This window comes from Mycobacterium sp. PS03-16 (assembly GCF_004570325.1).
Lineage (GTDB): Bacteria > Actinomycetota > Actinomycetes > Mycobacteriales > Mycobacteriaceae > Mycobacterium.
In genome coordinates this window covers 1-19,325 of sequence record NZ_SPQO01000046.1, presented here as the reverse complement: position 1 = coordinate 19,325, position 19,325 = coordinate 1, and the positions used below count along the sequence as shown (strand labels likewise).

Annotated in this window: 22 protein-coding genes and 1 pseudogene; 13 read left to right on the top strand and 10 right to left on the bottom strand. The window is 70.3% G+C overall.

What is annotated here, in order from left to right; all coding sequences use genetic code 11:
• Window positions 1-39: 39 nt before the first annotated feature.
• Together E4P42_RS24380 and E4P42_RS24375 are read right to left on the bottom strand one after the other, a co-directional pair.
• Window positions 40-870 carry a mycofactocin-coupled SDR family oxidoreductase gene (locus tag E4P42_RS24380; RefSeq protein WP_135128909.1) on the bottom strand — a complete coding sequence of 277 codons (831 nt, stop codon included), beginning with the start codon at window positions 868-870 and terminating at the stop codon, window positions 40-42.
• 20 nt (window positions 871-890) lie between these two features.
• Window positions 891-1,208, bottom strand: coding sequence for a putative quinol monooxygenase (locus tag E4P42_RS24375; protein WP_135128907.1), 318 nt, complete (start codon window positions 1,206-1,208; stop codon window positions 891-893).
• Window positions 1,209-1,354: 146 nt separating this feature from the next.
• Between E4P42_RS24375 and E4P42_RS24370 the strand changes: the two genes are divergently transcribed.
• Window positions 1,355-3,952: a DNA translocase FtsK gene (locus E4P42_RS24370; RefSeq protein WP_167759612.1), complete on the top strand. Its 2,598-nt coding sequence runs from the start codon at window positions 1,355-1,357 to the stop codon at window positions 3,950-3,952.
• Window positions 3,953-4,001: 49 nt separating this feature from the next.
• On the opposite strand, the gene E4P42_RS24365 is transcribed toward E4P42_RS24370, so the two are convergent.
• On the bottom strand, window positions 4,002-4,490 hold the full coding sequence (locus tag E4P42_RS24365) for an amino-acid N-acetyltransferase (protein ID WP_167759614.1): 489 nt from the start codon (window positions 4,488-4,490) through the stop codon (window positions 4,002-4,004).
• A gap of 75 nt (window positions 4,491-4,565) precedes the next feature.
• On the opposite strand from E4P42_RS24365, the gene pgsA reads away from it, so the two are divergent.
• The 5 genes from pgsA (at window position 4,566) to E4P42_RS24340 (ending at window position 7,832) form a co-directional block, all read left to right on the top strand.
• Window positions 4,566-5,171: a CDP-diacylglycerol--glycerol-3-phosphate 3-phosphatidyltransferase gene (gene pgsA / locus E4P42_RS24360; protein WP_135128903.1), complete on the top strand. Its 606-nt coding sequence runs from the start codon at window positions 4,566-4,568 to the stop codon at window positions 5,169-5,171.
• On the top strand, window positions 5,149-5,637 hold the full coding sequence (locus tag E4P42_RS24355) for a CinA family protein (RefSeq protein ID WP_135128901.1): 489 nt from the start codon (window positions 5,149-5,151) through the stop codon (window positions 5,635-5,637). The genes pgsA and E4P42_RS24355 overlap by 23 nt, the downstream gene beginning before the upstream one ends.
• Before the next feature lie 96 nt (window positions 5,638-5,733).
• The gene (gene clgR / locus E4P42_RS24350) at window positions 5,734-6,060 is read left to right on the top strand and encodes a transcriptional regulator ClgR (protein WP_135128899.1); all 327 of its coding nucleotides are present in this window, start codon (window positions 5,734-5,736) and stop codon (window positions 6,058-6,060) included.
• Window positions 6,061-6,165: 105 nt separating this feature from the next.
• Window positions 6,166-6,987: a phage shock protein PspA gene (gene pspA, locus E4P42_RS24345; RefSeq protein ID WP_135128897.1), complete on the top strand. Its 822-nt coding sequence runs from the start codon at window positions 6,166-6,168 to the stop codon at window positions 6,985-6,987.
• A 20-nt stretch (window positions 6,988-7,007) separates the two neighbouring features.
• Window positions 7,008-7,832 (top strand): hypothetical protein, encoded by an 825-nt coding sequence (locus E4P42_RS24340; RefSeq protein ID WP_135128895.1) that lies wholly within the window; start codon window positions 7,008-7,010, stop codon window positions 7,830-7,832.
• Window positions 7,833-7,835: 3 nt separating this feature from the next.
• Here E4P42_RS24340 and E4P42_RS24335 read toward each other — a convergent pair whose 3' ends face one another.
• A complete protein-coding gene (locus E4P42_RS24335) occupies window positions 7,836-8,300 on the bottom strand; it encodes a limonene-1,2-epoxide hydrolase family protein (protein ID WP_135128893.1) in 465 nt (154 codons plus the stop codon).
• Between the two features lie 55 nt (window positions 8,301-8,355).
• On the opposite strand from E4P42_RS24335, the gene E4P42_RS24330 reads away from it, so the two are divergent.
• The 4 genes from E4P42_RS24330 to recX all read left to right on the top strand — a co-directional run bounded on the left by E4P42_RS24330 (window position 8,356) and on the right by recX (window position 11,467).
• On the top strand, window positions 8,356-9,519 hold the full coding sequence (locus E4P42_RS24330; RefSeq protein ID WP_135128891.1) for a glycosyltransferase: 1,164 nt from the start codon (window positions 8,356-8,358) through the stop codon (window positions 9,517-9,519).
• 9 nt (window positions 9,520-9,528) lie between these two features.
• The gene (locus tag E4P42_RS24325; protein ID WP_135128889.1) at window positions 9,529-9,723 is read left to right on the top strand and encodes a DUF3046 domain-containing protein; all 195 of its coding nucleotides are present in this window, start codon (window positions 9,529-9,531) and stop codon (window positions 9,721-9,723) included.
• Window positions 9,724-9,909: 186 nt separating this feature from the next.
• The gene (recA, locus tag E4P42_RS24320) at window positions 9,910-10,962 is read left to right on the top strand and encodes a recombinase RecA (protein WP_135128887.1); all 1,053 of its coding nucleotides are present in this window, start codon (window positions 9,910-9,912) and stop codon (window positions 10,960-10,962) included.
• Complete coding sequence (recX, locus tag E4P42_RS24315; RefSeq protein ID WP_135128942.1) at window positions 10,931-11,467, top strand: recombination regulator RecX; 537 nt, start codon at window positions 10,931-10,933, stop codon at window positions 11,465-11,467. Before recA ends, recX begins: the two co-directional genes overlap by 32 nt.
• A 1-nt stretch (window position 11,468) precedes the next feature.
• On the opposite strand, the gene E4P42_RS24310 is transcribed toward recX, so the two are convergent.
• Window positions 11,469-11,888, bottom strand: a complete 420-nt coding sequence (locus tag E4P42_RS24310) for a MarR family winged helix-turn-helix transcriptional regulator (RefSeq protein ID WP_135128885.1) — start codon at window positions 11,886-11,888, stop codon at window positions 11,469-11,471.
• Window positions 11,889-11,940: 52 nt separating this feature from the next.
• Between E4P42_RS24310 and E4P42_RS24305 the strand changes: the two are divergent.
• A pseudogene (locus E4P42_RS24305) lies at window positions 11,941-12,566 on the top strand (TIGR03086 family metal-binding protein).
• A gap of 5 nt (window positions 12,567-12,571) precedes the next feature.
• Here the strand turns inward: E4P42_RS24305 and E4P42_RS24300 are convergent.
• The 4 genes from E4P42_RS24300 to E4P42_RS24285 are packed head-to-tail and all read right to left on the bottom strand — an operon-like array spanning window position 12,572 to window position 15,770.
• Window positions 12,572-13,450: an amino acid ABC transporter permease gene (locus E4P42_RS24300; protein WP_135128883.1), complete on the bottom strand. Its 879-nt coding sequence runs from the start codon at window positions 13,448-13,450 to the stop codon at window positions 12,572-12,574.
• Window positions 13,451-13,469: 19 nt separating this feature from the next.
• Window positions 13,470-14,150: an amino acid ABC transporter permease gene (locus E4P42_RS24295; protein ID WP_135128881.1), complete on the bottom strand. Its 681-nt coding sequence runs from the start codon at window positions 14,148-14,150 to the stop codon at window positions 13,470-13,472.
• Window positions 14,151-14,171: 21 nt separating this feature from the next.
• Window positions 14,172-15,017, bottom strand: a complete 846-nt coding sequence (locus E4P42_RS24290) for a glutamate ABC transporter substrate-binding protein (protein WP_135128879.1) — start codon at window positions 15,015-15,017, stop codon at window positions 14,172-14,174.
• Between the two features lie 24 nt (window positions 15,018-15,041).
• Window positions 15,042-15,770, bottom strand: coding sequence for an amino acid ABC transporter ATP-binding protein (locus tag E4P42_RS24285; protein WP_135128940.1), 729 nt, complete (start codon window positions 15,768-15,770; stop codon window positions 15,042-15,044).
• Window positions 15,771-15,868: 98 nt separating this feature from the next.
• On the opposite strand from E4P42_RS24285, the gene miaB reads away from it, so the two are divergent.
• Both miaB and E4P42_RS24275 read left to right on the top strand, forming a co-directional pair.
• On the top strand, window positions 15,869-17,437 hold the full coding sequence (gene miaB / locus E4P42_RS24280; protein ID WP_135128877.1) for a tRNA (N6-isopentenyl adenosine(37)-C2)-methylthiotransferase MiaB: 1,569 nt from the start codon (window positions 15,869-15,871) through the stop codon (window positions 17,435-17,437).
• Complete coding sequence (locus tag E4P42_RS24275) at window positions 17,434-18,060, top strand: hypothetical protein (protein WP_135128875.1); 627 nt, start codon at window positions 17,434-17,436, stop codon at window positions 18,058-18,060. Before miaB ends, E4P42_RS24275 begins: the two co-directional genes overlap by 4 nt.
• On the opposite strand, the gene E4P42_RS24270 is transcribed toward E4P42_RS24275, so the two are convergent.
• On the bottom strand, window positions 18,057-19,325 hold a 1,269-nt coding region (locus E4P42_RS24270; protein WP_371287078.1), incomplete at its 5' end, for a DUF349 domain-containing protein. The two genes, E4P42_RS24275 and E4P42_RS24270, sit on opposite strands and share 4 nt — an antisense overlap.

Below are 19,325 nucleotides of genomic sequence, written 5' to 3'. Positions count from 1 at the left end.
GAGCCCGGGATGAGAAGGTTCTCATCTCCGGCTCGTCGGTCAGCGCTTGTTCACGTAGCCGGCGTCCACGGGCAGCGTCACGCCGGTGATGTAGCGGGACTCGTCGGAGGCCAGGAAGGCGACCGCGGCGGCGATGTCCTCGGCGTCGAGGGTCTGCACCGGCAGCGCGTTGCTCATGTCAGGCCCACCCGGATTCTGCTGGGCCAGGCCCTCGAGCCAGCTGCGGGTGAACTCGTTGTCGATCATCGGGGTGTTGACCCCCGCCGGGTGTACGGAGTTCACCCGGATGCGGTGCGGGGCGAGGATGTTGGCGTACACCCGCATGATGCCCACGATCCCGTGCTTGGCCGCCGCGTATCCGATGGAGCCGGCCATCGGCGAGGCCAGCCCGACCAGCCCGGCCACCGAACTGGTCAGCACGATCGAGCCGCCGTTGCCCGCCTTGATCATCGGGCGCATCGCGACGTCGACGGTGTGGAACACGCCGGTGAGGTTGACGTCGATGACGTCCTGCCAGGCGTCCTCACCGGCCATCGGCGCGATGCCGGCGTTGGCGACGACGATGTCGAGCCGGCCACCGAGGGCCTCCACACCCGATCGCAGTGCGTTCTTGAGCGCGGCCCGGTCGCGCACGTCGGCCTGGGCGGCCACGATGCGGGCGCCGGTGTCTTCCACCAGTTTCACGGTGGCGGCCAGGTCGTCCGGGGTGGCGAGCGGATAGGGGACCGACGTGATCTGGTCGCACAGATCGACCGCGATGATGTCGGCCCCCTCCGAGGCCAACCGCAGGGCATGGGCGCGCCCCTGGCCGCGGGCGGCGCCGGTGATGAACGCGACCCGGCCCGCCAGCGGGGCGTCGGCACCGGTCATGGTTGCGGCTCCGGCGTCGATCAGGGCCGCAGCGCGCCCTTGGCGGCGTCGCCGGCCACGACCGGCCGGGCCACCTTGATGTCGGGTGCGTCGGCGAGGTGCTCACCGATGTCGGCGAACATCTGCGTGACGGCCGGCGCGCCGCCGTGGGTGGCCAGCGCGTCGCCGTCGGCCCACTGCTCGACGAAGATGAACGTGCCGCCGTCGACCTCGTGCAGCGAGTACAGGTCGCATCCCGGCTCGTCGTGCACCGCGGTGATGGTCCTGGTCAGGATGTCGCGCACGGAGTCGACGGACTCGGGCTTGACCTTCAGGGTGGCGACAACGGTCACGGGCATGGGCGATGGACTCCTCGCTGAGTGGGCCTCGATCAGACAGGTGTCCACTTTACGCACGCGCCACCGCCCGGAGACCGAGCCGCAACCAATCTGTGACCCGTGTGGCAGATGGTGATTCTGGGGCGGGTGCGACTAGGCTGGGACGCATGGCAGGTAAGACCGTCGCCCGCTCCGGCACCCGTTCGAGCAGGTCAAAGGCCACGCCTCGGACCGGGACGCGCAGCGGCCGGTCCCCGAAGGCCGCGCCCCGGCGCAAGCCCGCGCCGCGTCGCGGACCGTCGCCGGTCGCCTCCGCCGGCGCGGCCGTCGGCCGCGGCGCCCGGGCGGGCTGGCTCATGCTCGCCAAGGGCGCAGGTTCCACCGCGCGATCGGTGGGCCGGGCCCGCGAGATCGAACCGGGACACCGGCGCGACGGCATCGCGCTCGCGCTCCTGGCGATCGGCGTGGTGGTCGCGGCCGGCTCGTGGTTCGGCGCCGCCCGCCCCGTCGGGGAGTGGATCGACACCATGCTGCGGGCGCTGGTCGGCGATGCCGTGCTGCTGGTGCCGTTGGCGCTGGCCGCGATCGCCGTCGTGCTGATGCGCAGCGAACCCGACCCCGAAGCCAGGCCCCGACTGGTGTTGGGCACCGCGATGATCACCCTGCCCGCGCTGGGTCTCTACCACCTGTGGTCGGGATCACCCGAGGCGCCGGGCGAGCGGCAGGACGCCGCCGGATTCGTCGGCTTCGCGATCGGCGGTCCGCTCGCCGACGGCCTGACCGCCTGGATCGCCGCGCCGTTGTTGTTCCTCGGTGTGCTCTTCGGTGTCCTGCTGATCACCGGCACCACCATCCGCGAGGTGCCCGACACCGTGCGGGCGATGTTCGGCACCCGCGGCTACGCCGACGACGGCTACGACGACTACGACGGCTACGACGACGGCTACGACGACGATGGAGAGTACGACGACGACCGGGGCGGCGGCACGGACCGCCGCCGCGCCTCGGACGACTTCTCCGACGGCTACTACGACGATCCGGGCGCCGCGCGCGACGAGCAGATGTGGCCGACCGGGTCGCCGATGGACAACTACCCGCTCGACCCGCCGGACGCCGACGAGGCACCCACCGTCCCGGAGCTCACCGCCGCCCCCGCACCGGCGCCGGCCGCCGAGCCGAAGCCGCGGCGGAAGAAACCGTCGGCATCCGAGTCACGGCCGGCCGCCGAGGGCACCGGAGACACTCTGTCGCTGGACCGGGTGGTCGAGGGCCCGTACACGCTGCCGTCGCTGGATCTGCTGATCGCCGGTGACCCGCCGAAGCTGCGCAGCTCGGCCAACGACCGGATGATCGACGCGATCTCGGAAGTGCTGCAGCAGTTCAAGGTCGACGCGGCAGTCACGGGCTGCACCCGCGGCCCCACCGTCACCCGCTACGAAGTCGAGCTCGGCCCGGGTGTGAAGGTCGAGAAGATCACCGCGCTGCACCGCAACATCGCCTACGCGGTCGCGACCGAGAGCGTGCGCATGCTGGCGCCGATCCCCGGCAAGTCGGCCGTCGGCATCGAGGTGCCCAACACCGACCGGGAGATGGTGCGGCTGGCCGACGTCCTCACCGATCCCAAGACCCGCCGCGACCACCATCCGCTGGTGATCGGGCTGGGCAAGGACATCGAGGGTGAGATGATCTCGGCCAACCTGGCCAAGATGCCGCACCTGCTCGTGGCCGGCTCGACCGGTTCGGGTAAGTCGAGCTTCGTCAACTCGATGCTGGTGTCGCTGCTGGCGCGGGCCACCCCCGACGAGGTCAGGATGATCCTGATCGACCCGAAGATGGTGGAACTCACGCCGTACGAAGGCATTCCGCACCTCATCACGCCGATCATCACCGAACCCAAGAAGGCCGCCGCGGCGCTGGCCTGGCTGGTCGAGGAGATGGAGCAGCGCTACCAGGACATGCAGGCCTCGCGGGTGCGTCACATCGACGTGTTCAACGAGAAGGTGCGTTCCGGCGAGATCACCGCGCCGCTGGGCAGTCAGCGCGAGTACAAGCCCTACCCCTACATCCTGGCGATCGTCGACGAGCTCGCCGACCTGATGATGACCGCGCCCCGCGACGTCGAGGACGCGATCGTGCGCATCACCCAGAAGGCGCGCGCCGCCGGCATCCACCTGGTGCTGGCCACCCAGCGGCCCTCGGTGGACGTGGTCACCGGCCTGATCAAGACCAACGTGCCGTCGCGGCTGGCGTTCGCGACGTCGTCGCTGACCGACAGCCGGGTGATCCTCGACCAGCAGGGCGCCGAGAAGCTCATCGGCATGGGCGACGGGCTGTTCCTGCCGATGGGCGCCAACAAGCCGATCCGGCTGCAGGGCGCGTTCATCACCGACGAGGAGATCCACGCCGTCGTCACCGCCACCAAGGAACAGGCCGAACCCGAGTACACCGAGGGCGTGACGGCGGTCAAGGCCGGGGAGCGCAAGGATGTCGACCCCGACATCGGCGACGATATGGACGTGTTCCTGCAGGCCGTGGAACTCGTCGTGTCGAGTCAGTTCGGTTCGACGTCGATGCTGCAGCGCAAGCTGCGCGTCGGCTTCGCCAAGGCCGGCCGGCTGATGGACCTGATGGAGACCCGCGGCATCGTCGGCCCGTCGGAGGGCTCCAAGGCGCGCGAGGTGCTCGTCAAACCCGACGAGCTGGCGGGCACCCTGGCGCTGATCCGCGGCGGGTCGGACGCCGTCGGCAGCGTTGACGACGAGTGATTTCGGTGTGGTCGGTCGCCGCCGGACGCGACCGACTACACCGAAGTCGCTAAAGCGTCAGCAGCATCCGGGTGTTGCCGAGGATGTTGGGCTTGACGTAGGAGAGGTCCAGGAACTCGGCGACGCCGGTGTCATACGAGCGGCACATCTCCTCGTAGACCTCGGCGGTCACCGGGGTGCCGTCGATCTCGGTGAAGCCGTGCCGCGCGAAGAACTCCACCTCGAAGGTGAGCACGAAGATCCGCTGCAGGTGCAACTCGCGGGCCACCTCGAGCAGCCGGGCCACGATGCGGTGCCCGACGCCGCGGCCGCGCACCTTGGGATGCACCGCGACGGTGCGCACCTCGCCGAGGTCGGCCCACAGCACGTGCAGCGCGCCGCAGCCCACCAGCTCGCCGTCGAGTTCGGCGACCCAGAACTCCTGCACGGATTCGTAGAGGGTGACGAGGTTCTTCTCCAGCAGGATCCGGCCGGCGTAGATGTCGACGAGCGCCTTGACGGCGGGCACGTCGGAGGTGGTGGCCCGTCGCACGACCATGTCGCCGGCCGGCGTCTGATCCGCTGCGCTCACGGGTCCGAGGGTATCCGCTGGGTCACCCGATATTCTGTTGCGGTGTCGGGCCCGTCTCCTACTGATCCGGTGGTGCCGCGCGCCCGAGTGGCGAATATCGCCAATGTGCTCACCGGCGTGCGTTTCGTGCTGGTTCCCGTGTTCCTTGCCGCGTTGTTCGTCGGCGACGGACACGAAACGTTCTGGCGGGTAATGGCATTCGTGGTGTTCGCGGTGGCGGTGATCACCGACCGGTTCGACGGCGCGTTGGCCCGCAGTTACGGCATGGTCACCGAATTCGGTGCGCTGGCCGATCCCATCGCCGACAAGGCCCTGATCGGTTCGGCGCTGATCGGGCTGTCGATCCTCGGGGATCTGCCGTGGTGGGTGACCATCGTCATCCTGGCCCGCGAACTGGGCATCACGGTGCTGCGCTTCGCGGTGCTGCGCCACGGTGTGATCCCGGCCAGCCGTGGCGGCAAGCTCAAGACGCTGGTGCAGGCCGTCGCCATCGGGCTGTTCGTGCTGCCGCTGGCGGCGTGGCCCGGCCCGTGGTTGGTGGTGGCGTGGGTGATCATGGCGGCCGCCGTCGTGCTGACCGTCCTCACCGGCCTGGACTACGTGATGTCGGCGGTGAGGGACTCCCGTGAACGACCCGCTGGTCACTGAGGAGGCCCGCGCGCTGGTCGCCGACCTCACCGTCCGCCACCACAGCGTCGCCACCGCCGAATCGCTGACCGCGGGCCTGCTGGCCGCGACGCTGGCCGGCGTTCCGGGCGCCAGCGCGGTTCTGCGCGGCGGCCTGGTCACCTACACCGAGGACACCAAGATCTCGCTCGCGGGTGTCGCGCCGCAGGTGCTCGACGCCGTGGGACCGGTCGCCGCCCCGACCGCCCGGGCGCTGGCGGTCGGTGCGCGTCAGCGCTGCGCGGCCACCTGGGGCGTCGGCCTGACCGGTGTGGCCGGCCCCGAACCGCACGGCGGCCACCCGGTGGGCACCGTGTTCCTGGGGCTCGCCGGCCCCGTCGACACCGAGGTGGCCGAACTCGCGCTGAGCGGGTCGCGCTGGGACATCCGGGTCGCGGCCGTCGCCGCCGCGATCGCGCGGTTGCGGGTGCTCGTCGCGCGGCAGTGACCCGATGGTGAGCCGAAATTGTGCGCTACGGGTGGGAACCCTGCCGCGTATCCCCGCGTTGTGCAGGTAGCAAACCGACCCGACGAAGGAGGGCACATGGCGGCATTGCTGCGCGAGGTGATCGGCGACGTGCTGCGCCGCGCCCGCACCTCGCAGGGCCGCACGCTGCGGGAGGTGTCCGACACCGCCCGGGTCAGCCTCGGATATCTGTCGGAGGTGGAGCGCGGCCGCAAGGAGGCCTCCAGCGAGCTGCTCAGCGCGATCTGCGACGCGCTCGAGGTGCCGCTGTCGCGGGTGATGTCCGACGCCGGCGAGGAGCTCGCCCATCAGGAGCGGGCGGCGGCGCCGGCCCGCGCGTCGGCCACCATCGACGTCACCACCAAGGTCGTGATCCCGCACACGGTGTCGATGGCGGTGGCCTGACCGCTCATCACCCCCCGATCGGGGGTGTGGTGACGTGCGCGGAACCGATAAGTTGGCAGAGAAGACACCGGACCCAGTCGACAAGACCGAAGGCGGAGTGAACCAATGGCCAATCCGTTCGTCAAGGCGTGGAAGTACCTCATGGCGCTGTTCAGCTCCAAGGTCGACGAGTACGCCGACCCCAAGGTGCAGATCCAGCAGGCGATCGAAGAGGCGCAGCGCCAGCATCAGGGACTGACCCAGCAGGCGGCGCAGGTGATCGGCAATCAGCGACAGCTCGAGATGCGGCTGAACCGGCAGCTGGCCGACATCGAGAAGCTGCAGGTCAACGTGCGTCAGGCGCTCACGCTGGCCGATCAGGCGACGGCCAACGGCGACGCCGCGAAGGCCACCGAGTACAACAACGCCGCCGAGGCCTTCGCCGCGCAACTGGTCACCGCCGAGCAGAGCGTCGAGGACCTCAAGACCCTGCACGACCAGGCGCTGCAGGCCGCCGCGCAGGCCAAGAAGGCCGTCGAGCAGAACGCGATGATGCTGCAGCAGAAGATCGCCGAACGCACCAAGCTGCTCAGCCAGCTGGAACAGGCCAAGATGCAGGAGCAGGTGAGCTCGTCGCTGCGGTCGATGAGCGAGCTGGCCGCCCCCGGCAACACCCCCAGCCTCGACGAGGTGCGCGACAAGATCGAGCGTCGCTACGCCACCGCGATGGGCGAGGCCGAGCTGGCGCAGAACTCCGTGCAGGGCCGCATGCTCGAGGTTCAGCAGGCCAGCGTGCAGATGGCCGGACACTCGCGGCTCGAACAGATCCGCGCGTCGATGCGGGGTGAGGCGCTGCCGTCCGGCGGTGCACCCGCCGCGCAGCCCAACCCCGCCACCCCGGCCGCCAACCCGGCGCAGGCGACGCCGGAAAACCCGCTGTCCCAGTAACTCCCGCATGAGGTGACGCAGTGAAGACGCAGACGAGGCACGGTTCGACGGCGTGGCGCAGCCTGATGCAGCGCGGTGTGGACACCGCCGCCGAACTGTCCGACGTGGTGGCCGACAAGCTGTACGCCGCCTCCGACCCGCGCGCCAAACTGCTGCGTAAGCGGCGGTGGGCCCTGCGGCTCGGGCTGTTCTTCGTCGTCACCACCGTGTTCTGGGTCCTGGTGACCGCGGTCCTGGCCGCGTGGAGCACACCGTTCTGGGTGTTCATCATCACCGGCGCGATCGCGGCCGGTGCGATGTTCCCGGCCACGCTGTTGCTGCTGCGCTACCGCTGGCTGCGTGCCGAACCGCTGCCGCCCGCCCGGGTGCGGGGGGCGCGGCGGCTGCCGCCGTTCAATTCCGCGGCCCGGCCGCCGATGGCCGCGCTGGCCGCCGCAGAGCGGGGCCTGTTCTCGCTGCTCGGGGTGCTGGAGCGGGGCCGGATGCTGCCGCCGGACGAACTGCGCGAGCTGACCGCGGCCGCGCAGCACAGCGCCGCCACCATGGCCGCCACCGCCGCCGAGGTGGTGTCGATGGAGAAGGCGATGGCCTCATCACCCCGGTCGCGCGCCCACCTCATGCCGACGGTGTCGGCGTTCACCGCGCAGATGGATCAGGGCGTGCGCCAGTACCACGAGATGGTCGATGCGGCAGCCCAACTCGTGTCGGTGCTCAACAACGGCCCGATGTCGAGCTCGCCGATGTACGGCAGGCGCTACCGCGACGAACTGGTCAACGCCACCGACCGGTTGCAGGGCTGGGCGCAGGCGTTCGACGAGCTGGGCCAGTTGCGACGCGGCGCCTGAGACCTACAGCGTCGGCCGCAGCGCCGGGAACGGCACGGCCAGCAGGCCGCGCACGATGCCCTTCGTGAAGTCGAACATGTCGAAGTGGTCGCGCCACAACGTGATCTTCCCGGCGTGGACCTCGAAGGACCCGCACACCCAGAACTGCACGCGCACCCGCCCGAAGACCAGGACATCGGTGCGCTCGGTGAGCACCGTGTTGCCGTCGGCGGCGATCCGGTGAATCTTGACCTCGAAGCCGAGCCGACCCTGGCCGCTGCGGAAGATCTTCGTGAGCCGTTCGCGGCCCCGGATGGTCGGGAAGCCGACGTTCTGCCAGGCGATGTGGTCGGCCATCAGGGAGTCGGCCGTGTCGAAATCCTCGTCCTGCAGCGCGAACAGGAACGTCTCGACGGCGCGCGCATTGTCCGTGCGGTCCACCGCGGTGCCGGAGGCGGCCGGGGTGATACCGGTGCTCGATTCGCTCATGGTGTCACGGTAGTCCTGCGGCGTGCGGCGGTGAAGGCTGTGGCAGGGTGGGCGGGTGCGCGTCGCCGTCGTCGCCGGCCCTGACCCCGGTCACGCCTTTCCCGCCCTGGCGCTGTGCCGCAGGTTCGCCGCCGCCGGCGACGAACCGGTCCTGCTCACCGGGGTCGAGTGGCTCGACACGGCCCGGTCGGCGGGTCTGGCCGCCGAGGAGCTGGCCGGCCTGGATCCCACCGACGTGGACGACGATGCCGATGCGGGCGCCAAGATCCACCGGCGGGCCGCCCGGATGGCGGTGCAGAACGTGCCGGGACTGCGGGCACTGGCCCCCGACCTCATCGTGTCGGACGTGATCACCGCCTGCGGCGGACTGGCCGCCGAACTGCTCGACATCCCCTGGGTGGAGCTCAACCCCCATCCGCTGTACCGCCCGTCGAAGGGACTGCCGCCGCTGGGCAGCGGTCTGGCCCCCGGGGTCGGTCTGCGCGGACGGGTCCGCGACGCCGTCATGCGCGCGCTGACCGCCCGGTCGTGGCGGGAAGGGTTGCGGCAGCGTGCCGCTGCCCGGGTGGGAATCGGCCTGCCCGCCGAGGATCCCGGCCCGCTGCGGCGGCTGATCGCGACGCTGCCCGCGCTGGAGGTGCCGCGCCCGGACTGGCCCGCGGAGGCGATCGTGGTGGGGCCCCTGCACTTCGAGCCGACGTCGGCGGTGTTGCCGGTACCGCCCGGCGACGGCCCCGTGGTTCTGGTCGCCCCGTCCACGGCGAGCACGGGGGAGCGGGGACTGGCCGAGGTGGCGCTCGATGCGCTCGTGCCGGGTGACGGGCTGCCGGCGGGGTCGCGGGTGGTGGTGTCGCAGCTGTCGGATGCGGGCGGTCCGGTGCCGCCGTGGGCGGCCGTGGGCCTGGGTCGCCAGGACGAACTGCTCACCCACGCCGACGTCGTGGTGTGCGGCGGGGGCCACGGCATGGTGTCCAAGACCTTGCTCGCCGGCGTGCCGATGGTGGTGGTGCCCGGTGGTGGTGACCAATGGGAGATCGCCAATCGTGTTGTCCGACAGGGCAGCGGGCAGCTGGTGCGGCCGCTGGGCGCGGAGGCGCTGACGCGGGCGGTCGCCGAGGTGCTCGCCGGGCCGCAGTACCGGGCGGCCGCCCGTCGGGCCGCCGGGACAGCGACGCGGGTCACCGATCCGGTACGGGTGTGCCACCGCGCCCTGGCGTAGGTTGGTGTCGTGCGGTTGACGGAGTTCCGCGAACTCGTGGAGAACCAGTTCGGCGCGATCCGCGGCCAGTCGCTCCTCGCCGACCACGTGCTCAGCGATCTGGGCGGCCGCACCGCGGCGCAGGCCATCGAGGACGGGGTGGAGCCCCGCGACGTGTGGCGGGCGCTGTGCGCCGCTTTCGACGTCCCGCGCGACCAGTGGTGACGGGTCGCCGGTAGCCGCGCGGGGCCCGTTCGGCGCGCCTCCTTGCCATCGAACACACGTTCGCTACTGTGGGGGATGTTCGACGGCTAGATGCTGGTCAGGCCGACTTGTCGGTGGCTACCTCTAGCGTCACGGCCAACTGATCGACACCGGTCAACGAACACGACTACCGAAAGAGGCACCATCATGGCACCGCAGGCCCCCGATCGCGAGAAGGCCCTCGAACTCGCCCTGGCGCAGATCGAGAAGAGTCACGGCAAGGGTTCGGTGATGCGGCTCGGCGACGAGGTCCGCGCACCGATCTCGGTCATCCCGACCGGCTCTATCGCGCTGGACGTGGCGCTGGGCATCGGCGGGCTGCCGCGCGGCCGCGTCATCGAGATCTACGGTCCGGAGTCCTCGGGTAAGACCACCGTCGCACTGCACGCGGTGGCCAATGCCCAGGCCGCCGGCGGTATCGCGGCGTTCATCGACGCCGAGCACGCGCTGGATCCCGACTACGCCAAGAAACTGGGCGTCGACACCGACTCGCTGCTGGTCTCCCAGCCCGACACCGGTGAGCAGGCCCTCGAGATCGCCGACATGCTGATCCGGTCGGGCGCGTTGGACATCCTGGTCATCGACTCGGTGGCCGCGCTGGTGCCGCGCGCCGAGATCGAGGGCGAGATGGGTGACAGCCACGTCGGCCTGCAGGCCCGGCTGATGAGCCAGGCGCTGCGCAAGATCACCGGTGCGCTGAGCAATTCGGGCACCACCGCGATCTTCATCAACCAGCTCCGCGAGAAGATCGGCGTGATGTTCGGCTCGCCGGAGACCACCACGGGTGGTAAGGCGCTGAAGTTCTACGCCTCGGTCCGCATGGATGTCCGGCGTATCGAGACGCTCAAGGACGGCACCGACGCGGTGGGTAACCGCACCCGGGTCAAGATCGTCAAGAACAAGGTGTCGCCGCCGTTCAAGCAGGCCGAGTTCGACATCCTCTACGGCAAGGGCATCAGCAAGGAGGGCTCGCTGATCGACATGGGTGTCGAGCACGGGTTCATCCGCAAGTCCGGCTCCTGGTTCACCTACGAGGGGGAGCAGCTCGGGCAGGGTAAGGAGAACGCCCGAAAGTTCCTGCTGGAGAACGCCGATGTGGCCAACGAGATCGAGAAGAAGATCAAGGAAAAGCTCAACATCGGCGCGGTGGTGACCGATGACGGGAACGGTGATGTCCTTCCGGCCCCCGTCGACTTCTGAGGCCGACCAGCCTGACCGTGAGGAGCAGGCGCGGACGTACTGTCTGCGCCTGCTCACCGCCCGGGCGCACAGCCGCGCGGAGCTGGCCGGCAAGTTGGCTCAGCGCGGTTATCCCGAGGACGTCGGCGAGCGGGTGCTCGACCGGTTGGCCGGCGCCGGCCTCGTCGACGACGAGGACTTCGCCGAACAGTGGGTCCGATCCCGCCATGAGCACGCTGGAAAAGGCAAGCGCGCGTTGGCCGCTGAGTTGCGCCGCAAGGGTGTCGACAACGAGGTGATCACCTCGGCGCTGGCCGATATCGACACCGGCGCGGAGCGTCAGCGGGCCGAACAGCTGGTGCGGGACCGGTTGCGTCGCGAGCGGCTCGACGATGATGCGGGGGCTGAGGCGAAGGTGATGCGGCGGTTGGTCGGGATGTTGGCGCGCCGAGGCTACGGACAGTCGATGGCACTCGATGTCGTCACGGTGGCGCTCGCCAACGAGCGGGAACGCCGGCGGGTGTAGGTCAGGCGTCGCCGGCGAGCTGCTGGAGCAGGCGCAGGAAGGTGGCCCGATCGTCGGCGGGAAGCCGTGACAGCCAGCGGTGCTCGCCTCGCTGGATGTCGATCTGTGCGGCGTCTTTGACCGTGCGACCGGCTTCGGTGATGGCCAGGAGGCGCACCCGGCGGTCGTCGGGAGCCGGGTGGCGCTCGATGTAGCCACGCCGCTGCAATTCCTCGAGGGTCGGGATGATGCGGGTCTTGTCCGCATTGATCGCCTCGGCCAGGGCGGCCTGGGTGCGCATCGGCGCCCGGTCGAGGGCGACCAGCACGCTGTACTGCCACATCGTCAGGCCGTGCTGTTCGAGGATCGGCACCTCGGCGGCGGCCAGGTCGCGCAGCAGGGGCGCCAGTAGCGCCGCGAGATCGGGACGCCGCGTGGACATGGACCGATCCTAGGCATTGCCGATATGGTAAGCGTGTGCATATCATAGGCACATGCTTACAAATGTTGATGTCCGTCCCCAGCACCGCACCGCCGTGCTCGCCTCCGTCGACGTCGTGTCGGCGGTGACGGGCGCCGATCTGGGCCGGCCGACGCCGTGTGCCGGCTGGGATCTCGGCGATCTGCTCGCCCACATGGCCATCCAGCACCGCGGCTTCGCCGCTGCGGCACGGGGCCGCGGCGCCGATCCTTCGGTGTGGGATGCGGAGTCGCTCGCCGACGCGGTTCGGCGGGACCCCGCGGGTACGTATGCCGCGGCCGCCGACGAGGTGCTCGATGCGTTCGCCGCCGAGGGCGTGCTCGAGGTGTCGTTCGCCATCCCCGACTTCGGCCCGGGCGTGAGTGTGCCCGGGGCGCAGGCGATTCAGTTCCACTTCGTGGACTACGTCGTGCACGGCTGGGACGTCGCCCGTGCGCTGGGTGTGCGCCGTTCGCGCTCCCCGACGAGGTGGTCAACTCGGCCGCGCCTCTCGTGTTCGCCGTCCCCGACGGGGACCTCCGCACGCAGCCGCACAGCCCGTTCGCGCCCGCGCTGCCTGCCGCTGCCGCCCTCGCCGCCGAGCCCGTCTTCGACCGGATGCTGCGCCACCTCGGCCGCTCACCGCAGTGGACGCCCTGACGGTCTCAGAGGGCCCGTGCGCCCGGGGCGCCCTCCTGCTCGACCGCATCGGTCTCCAGCGGGGCCGGCCCGCGGCGCGAGCGCCGCATGCGGCGTTCCAGCCGCGTCGCCAGCGCCGACAGCGCGAAGTTCACGCTGATCATCAGCAGCGCGATCACGATGAGCGCCGGGATGTAGTTGCCGTAGGACGAGCCGACGACGGTGCCCTGCCGGACCATTTCCACGAACGTGATCTGGTAGCCGATCGCGGTGTCCTTGAGCACGACGACGAGCTGCGAAACCAGTACCGGCAGCATCGACGTGATCGCCTGGGGTAACAGGATCGACCGCATGGTCTGCCCCCACCGCAGGCCCAGTGCCGACGCCGCCTCGGCTTGACCGCGGGGCAGCGCGTGGACGCCGGCGCGGACGATCTCGGCGATCACCGCGCCGTTGTAGAGCGTCAGCCCGGTGATGACACCCGCCAGCGCGAGGTACTTGGACTCGAAGACGTCGTAGAACGCGTACAGGAAGTACGCGAAGATCATCATGATCAGCACGGGGACCGCGCGAAAGAACTCCACGATCACCGCGCACACCCACCGGACCGGCGGGATCGTGGACATCCGGCCCACCCCGAGCAGGAACCCGAGCGCGAGCGCCAGCACGATCGACACCGCCGCGGCGGTCAATGTGCCCTGCACACCGGGCAGCACGTACGTCGTCCACAGGTTCGAGGTCAGGAACGGCTCCCACTTGGCCGCGTCGAGCTGTCCCCGTTCCTCGAGCCGCGAGTACACCACCCACGCCAGCCCGAGCGTGATCACCACCGTGATCACGCTGACGATCAGGTTGCGGGTGCGCGCGCGGGGCCCCGGCGCATCGAACAGCACCGTGCCGCTCATCGCTGATCTCCCTGTCCGGTCACCGGGCCACCGCCAGCCGTCTGCCCAGCCAGCCGAACAACAACCCGAGCGGCAACGTCAATACGACGAAGCCGGTCGCGAAGATCGTCCCGACCGTCATCAGCGCCGCGGTGTTCTCGATCATCTCCTTCATCAGCAACGCCGCCTCGGCCACCCCGATCGCCGAGGCGATCGTGGTGTTCTTGGTCAACGCGATCAGTACCGACCCCAGCGGGATCAGGACGGCGCGAAACGCCTGCGGCAACAAAATCATCCGCAGGTTCTGACCGAATGTCAGCCCCAGCGAGCGGGCCGCCTCGGCCTGGCCGAGCGGCACGGTGTTGACCCCGGAGCGCACCGTCTCGCACACGAAAGACGCGGTGTAGACGGTCAATCCGAGCACGGCCAGCCGAAAGTTGCTGTCCTCGATCGACGTCGGCGACTGCCGGTCGGCCAGCGTGATCCCCAGCGTCTGGCTGATGCCGAACGAACAGAACAGGATGATCAGGGTCAGCGGCGTATTGCGCACGACGTTGACGTACGCGGTGCCGAGCCAGTTGAGCATCGGCACGGGCGACAGCCGCATGGCCGCCAGGATCGTGCCCAGGATCAACGCCCCGACCGCGGAGAACACGGTCAACTGGATCGTGGTCCAGAACGCCGCGAAGATCTCGTCGCGGTACTCGGTGAATATCTCCACGGTCGGAGCGTTGTCCTCGCGTCAGTAGCGGTCGACCTGCGGCGGCGTCGGCGCCGTGATGCCGGCCGGGCCGAGGTTCTTGTCGAACGCTTCCTTCCAGGCGCCGCTGGACTCCATCTTCTCGATCGCGTCGTTGATCTTGTTGCGCATCTCGGTGTCGTCCTTCTTCAGGCCGATGCCGTAGCGCTCCTCGGAGAACGTGTCACCGACCAGCTTGAACGCCCCGGGATCCTGGGCGGCGTACCCGGCCAGGATCACCTCGTCGGTGGTCACCGCGTCGATCGCGTTGTTCTTGAGCGCCTCGATGCAGGCCGAGTAGGTGTCGTACTGCTGCAGCTGCACACCCGGGTACTCGTCCTTGATGCGCTGAGCCGGCGTCGAACCGGACACCGAGCACAGCCGCTTGTTGTTCTGCAGCGACGCCGCGCCGGTGATGTCGGTGTTGTCGGCGCGCACCAGCAGGCTCTGGCCGGTGATCAGATAGGGGCCGGCGAAATCGACCTTCTCCTTGCGGGAGTCGGTGATCGAGTAGGTGGCGACGATGTAGTCCACCTGGTCGTTCTGGATCAGCGTCTCGCGCTGCGCCGACGGGGCTTCCTTCCACTCGATCTGCTCGGGGGTGTAGCCGAGCTCACCGGCGACGTAGGTCGCGACGTCGACGTCGAAACCGCTCATCGTGCCGTCCGGGTTGCGCAGGCCGAGGCCCGGTTGGTCGAACTTGGTGCCGATGACGATCGAGTTGCCGTCGCCACTGTCACCGCCGCCGCCGCACGCGGTCATGGCCAGGGAGAGACCGGCGGCCACCGCGACCGCGGCCGCGGCGCGTCCTAGCGAGCGCGTGCGCGAGGGCATCGAGATGAACGGCATGAATCGGGTTCCTTTCGCCGGGCGTTAGTGATGGAGGATCTTGCCGAGGAAGTCTTTGGCCCGCTCCGTGCGGGGGTTGTCGAAGAACTGGGCCGGTTCGGCATCCTCGACGATCGCGCCGTCGGACATGAAGACCACGCGATCCGACGCCCGGCGCGCGAACCCCATCTCGTGGGTGACCACCAGCATGGTCATACCGTCGGCGGCCAGCGCCGACATCACCGCCAGCACTTCGTTGATCATCTCCGGGTCCAGCGCGCTGGTCGGTTCGTCGAACAGCATGACCTTGGGGTTCATCGCCAGCGAGCGGGCGATCGCGACGCGCTGCTGCTGGCCGCCCGACAGCTGGGCGGGGTACTTGTCGGCCTGATTGGCCACCCCGACGCGCTCGAGCAGCGCCATGGCGGCGTCGCGCGCGGCGTCTTTGCCGAGCCGGCGCACCTTCATCGGCGCCAGCGTGACGTTCTCCAGGATGGTCTTGTGCGCGAACAGGTTGAACGACTGGAACACCATGCCCACGTCGGACCGCAGCTGCGCGAGCTTGCGACCCTCCTCCGGCAGCACCTCGCCGTCGATCGCGATGGACCCCGTGTCGATGGTCTCGAGCCGGTTGATGGTGCGGCACAGCGTGGATTTGCCCGACCCCGACGGGCCCAGCACCACGACGACCTGGCCGCGGTCCACGGTGAGGTTGATGTCCTTGAGCACGTGCAGGGCGCCGAAGTGCTTGTTGACCCCCTGCATCGAGATCATCGGCACCGACAGCGACGCCGGTTCGACCACCCGCGCGTCCGGTCCGCTGGTGTCCCCGGCCGTTTCCATGGGTGCAGACCTTACCCAGGGAAGGCGTGATGTGCCCGCATCTCGTCAATCCGGCGTCCCCGTACCATGGGGCCGTGACTTCGACGGTGACGCAGCAGGCGGCGGGCGCGCGGCCGCACGACGCGCGCACCTATCAGGTCCGCACGTACGGCTGCCAGATGAACGTGCACGATTCCGAGCGCCTGGCGGGCCTGTTGGAGGCCGCCGGCTACCGGCGCGCCGACGACGGTGGCGACGCCGACGTGGTCGTGTTCAACACGTGCGCGGTGCGTGAGAACGCCGACAACAAGCTCTACGGCAACCTGTCGCACCTTGCCCCGCGCAAGGCCGCCGACCCGCAGATGCAGATCGCCGTCGGCGGGTGCCTGGCCCAGAAGGACCGCGACACCGTGCTGCGCCGGGCGCCGTGGGTCGACGTGGTGTTCGGCACCCACAACATCGGCGCGCTGCCCGCGCTCCTCGAACGCGCCCGCCACAACCGCACCGCGCAGGTCGAGATCGCCGAGGCGCTGCGGGAATTCCCGTCCACCCTGCCCGCCGCCCGGGATTCGGCCTACTCGGGCTGGGTGTCGATCTCGGTGGGCTGCAACAACACCTGCACGTTCTGCATCGTCCCGGCGCTGCGCGGCAAAGAGGTCGACCGGCGCCCGGGCGACATCCTCGCCGAGATCCAGGCGCTGGTGGACCAGGGTGTGCTCGAGGTGACCCTGCTGGGCCAGAACGTCAACGCCTACGGCGTGTCGTTCGCCGACCGGGAGCTGCCCCGCGACCGCGGCGCGTTCGCCAAACTGCTGCGCGCCTGCGGGCGTATCGAGGGGCTGGAGCGGGTGCGGTTCACCTCGCCGCACCCGGCCGAGTTCACCGACGACGTCATCGAGGCCATGGCCGAGACGCCGAACGTCTGCCCGACGCTGCACATGCCGCTGCAGTCGGGCTCCGACCGGGTGCTGCGCGCGATGCGCCGGTCCTACCGCGCCGAGCGCTACCTCGCGATCATCGACCGGGTCCGCGCCGCGATCCCCCACGCGGCCATCACCACCGACCTGATCGTCGGCTTCCCGGGCGAGACCGAGGCGGACTTCCAGGCCACCCTCGACGTGGTCGCGGCCGCCCGCTTCTCCAGCGCGTTCACCTTCCAGTACTCGAAGCGGCCGGGGACCCCGGCGGCCGACATGCCGGACCAGCTCCCCAAATCCGTTGTCAGCGAACGCTATCAACGACTGATCGAGCTGCAGGAGAAGATCTCGCTCGACGAGAACCTGGCCCAGGTGGGCCGCACGGTGGAGCTGCTGGTGGCCACGGGGGAGGGCCGCAAGGACGCCGCCACGGCGCGGATGTCGGGGCGCGCCCGCGACGGCCGCCTGGTGCACTTCGCGCCCGGGGGCGGCGACATCCGCCCCGGCGACATCGTCACCACCGTCGTCACCGGCGCCGCGCCGCACCACCTGATCGCCGACGGCGCACTGCTGTCGCACCGTCGCACCAGGGCCGGCGATGCGCACGCCTCCGGCATCCGTCCGCGCACCGGGGTGGGCCTGGGTATGCCGGGAGTCGGCGTGCCCGCACCCGCACCGGCCACGAGCGGGTGTTCCCGATGAGCGCACCGGGCGACCACAACGGGTTCGAGTCCTACAAGGGCGACATCGAGGCCGCCGAACAGCGGGTTGCGCGCTATTTCGACCCGGGCACAAGGGCTCTGGTGGTCGCGATCCTGGTCTTCGTGGTGCTGCTGTCGTTCGTGCTGCCGCACACCGGCGGCGCCAGGGGATTCGACGTGCTGGTGGCCACCGACGCCGCTGCCCGCGAGGGCGTGTCGCTGCCGTCGCGGGTGTTCACCGTGCTGGCGATGGTGTTCTCCGTCGGATTCTCGATGCTGGCGCTGCTCACCCGCCGGTGGGCGGTGGCGTGGGTGGCGCTCGCCGGATCCGCGGTCGCCAGCGTCATCGGCATGCTCGCCGTGTGGTCGCGCCAGACCGCCGCCGAGCCCTATCCGGGGCCGGGCTTCGGCCTGGTCATCGGCTGGCTCGCGGTGATCGTGCTGACGTTCCACTGGGCGCGGGTGGTGTGGACCCGCACGGCGGTACAGCTCGCCGCCGAGGAGGAGCGCCGCCGCCGCGCCGCGGAGAACCAGCACAGGGGCCTGCTGGACACCCTGGGTGACGAGCGCGACTCTCGCGACGATCGCGACGACCGGCCCGGCGACGACGCCGCCGGACGCTAACCGCGCCGCTTGCCCAGCGACTGCGCGGCCGCCTCGGCCCACTGTCGCCACTGTTCGGCGTTGGCCCTGGCCTGCTCGGCGTCCTTGGTGCGGCCCGCCGCCTCGGCTTTGGCGGCCTGACGTTCGTACTGCTCGGCCCGCTCGCGGAACTGGTCGGCCCGGGCCTGGGCCTCCGGATCGACCCGGTTGGCCGTCGCCGCGTCGCGGATCCGCTGCTCGACCGCCCGCAGCCGGCGTTCCAGGTCCGCACTCCGTTCGCGGGGCACCTTGCCGATCGCGTCCCACTTGTCGCCGATCGACCGCAGCGCGGCGCGGGCCGCGTCCAGGTTCGACGTGTCGAGCGCCTCGGCCTGGGCGAGCAGGGCCTCCTTGGCCGCCGCGTTGGCCTTGAACTCGGCGTCGCGTTCGGCGCTGGCGGCGTTGCGGGCCGAGAAGAACGTGTCCTGGGCGGCTTTGAACCGCTGCCACAGTGCGTCGTCGACGTCCTTGGCGGCCCGGCCCGCCGCCTTCCACTCGGTCAGCAGATCCCGGAACGCCGCGCTGGTGGCGCCCCACTCGGTGGACCCGGACAAGGCCTCGGCCCGCTCGCAGAGCGCCTCCTTGGCCTGCCGCGCGCCGGCACGCCCGCGGTCCAGCTCGGCGAAGTGCGACCCGCGCCGCCGGTTGAACGTCTCGCGCGCCGCCGAATAACGCTTCCACAGCGCGTCGTCGGTCTTGCGGTCCAGCCCGGTGATCGTGCGCCACTCGTCGAGGATCTCGCGCAGCCGGTCACCGGCGGTCTTCCACTGCGTCGACGTGGCGGCCAGCTCCTCGGCCTCGGCGGCCAGCGCCTCCTTGCGGGCCAGCTGGGCGGCGCGCTGCTCGTCGCGGCGGGCCCGCTCGGCCTGTGCCTCCTCGTCGGCGTGCTCGACGATCGCGGTCAGCCGCGCCGCCACCGAATCGACGTCGCCGAGCACGTGCGCCTCGGGCAGGGTCTCGGCCAGCGCGGCGGCCGCCGACTTGATCTTGCGGGCGTCGCCGGTGTGGCTGGCCAGCCGGCGTTCGAGCAGCACGACCTCGGTGAGCAGATCGTCGAAGCGCCGCCCGAAGTGCGCGAACGCGGCCTCCGGATCACCGGCCTGCCAGGACCCGATGACCCGTTCCCCCGATCCGGTGATCAGCCATACCGTGCCGTCCGGGTCGACCCGGCCGAAGCGGTGCGGATCGCTGGACGGCGGTGCGGCGATCGCCGGCGCCGGCTGCGCCGGTCCGGGTGTCGGTCGCGG

Coding starts and splice junctions, on each gene's coding strand:
- E4P42_RS24380 (WP_135128909.1), bottom strand. CDS start 870: ATGACCGGTGCCGACGCCCCGCTGGCGGGCCGGGTCGCGTTCATCACC.
- E4P42_RS24375 (WP_135128907.1), bottom strand. CDS start 1,208: ATGCCCGTGACCGTTGTCGCCACCCTGAAGGTCAAGCCCGAGTCCGTC.
- E4P42_RS24370 (WP_167759612.1), top strand. CDS start 1,355: ATGGCAGGTAAGACCGTCGCCCGCTCCGGCACCCGTTCGAGCAGGTCA.
- E4P42_RS24365 (WP_167759614.1), bottom strand. CDS start 4,490: ATGGTCGTGCGACGGGCCACCACCTCCGACGTGCCCGCCGTCAAGGCG.
- clgR (WP_135128899.1), top strand. CDS start 5,734: ATGGCGGCATTGCTGCGCGAGGTGATCGGCGACGTGCTGCGCCGCGCC.
- pspA (WP_135128897.1), top strand. CDS start 6,166: ATGGCCAATCCGTTCGTCAAGGCGTGGAAGTACCTCATGGCGCTGTTC.
- E4P42_RS24335 (WP_135128893.1), bottom strand. CDS start 8,300: ATGAGCGAATCGAGCACCGGTATCACCCCGGCCGCCTCCGGCACCGCG.
- recA (WP_135128887.1), top strand. CDS start 9,910: ATGGCACCGCAGGCCCCCGATCGCGAGAAGGCCCTCGAACTCGCCCTG.
- E4P42_RS24310 (WP_135128885.1), bottom strand. CDS start 11,888: ATGTCCACGCGGCGTCCCGATCTCGCGGCGCTACTGGCGCCCCTGCTG.
- E4P42_RS24300 (WP_135128883.1), bottom strand. CDS start 13,450: ATGAGCGGCACGGTGCTGTTCGATGCGCCGGGGCCCCGCGCGCGCACC.
- E4P42_RS24290 (WP_135128879.1), bottom strand. CDS start 15,017: ATGCCGTTCATCTCGATGCCCTCGCGCACGCGCTCGCTAGGACGCGCC.
- E4P42_RS24285 (WP_135128940.1), bottom strand. CDS start 15,770: ATGATCTCGATGCAGGGGGTCAACAAGCACTTCGGCGCCCTGCACGTG.
- miaB (WP_135128877.1), top strand. CDS start 15,869: ATGTGCCCGCATCTCGTCAATCCGGCGTCCCCGTACCATGGGGCCGTG.
- E4P42_RS24275 (WP_135128875.1), top strand. CDS start 17,434: ATGAGCGCACCGGGCGACCACAACGGGTTCGAGTCCTACAAGGGCGAC.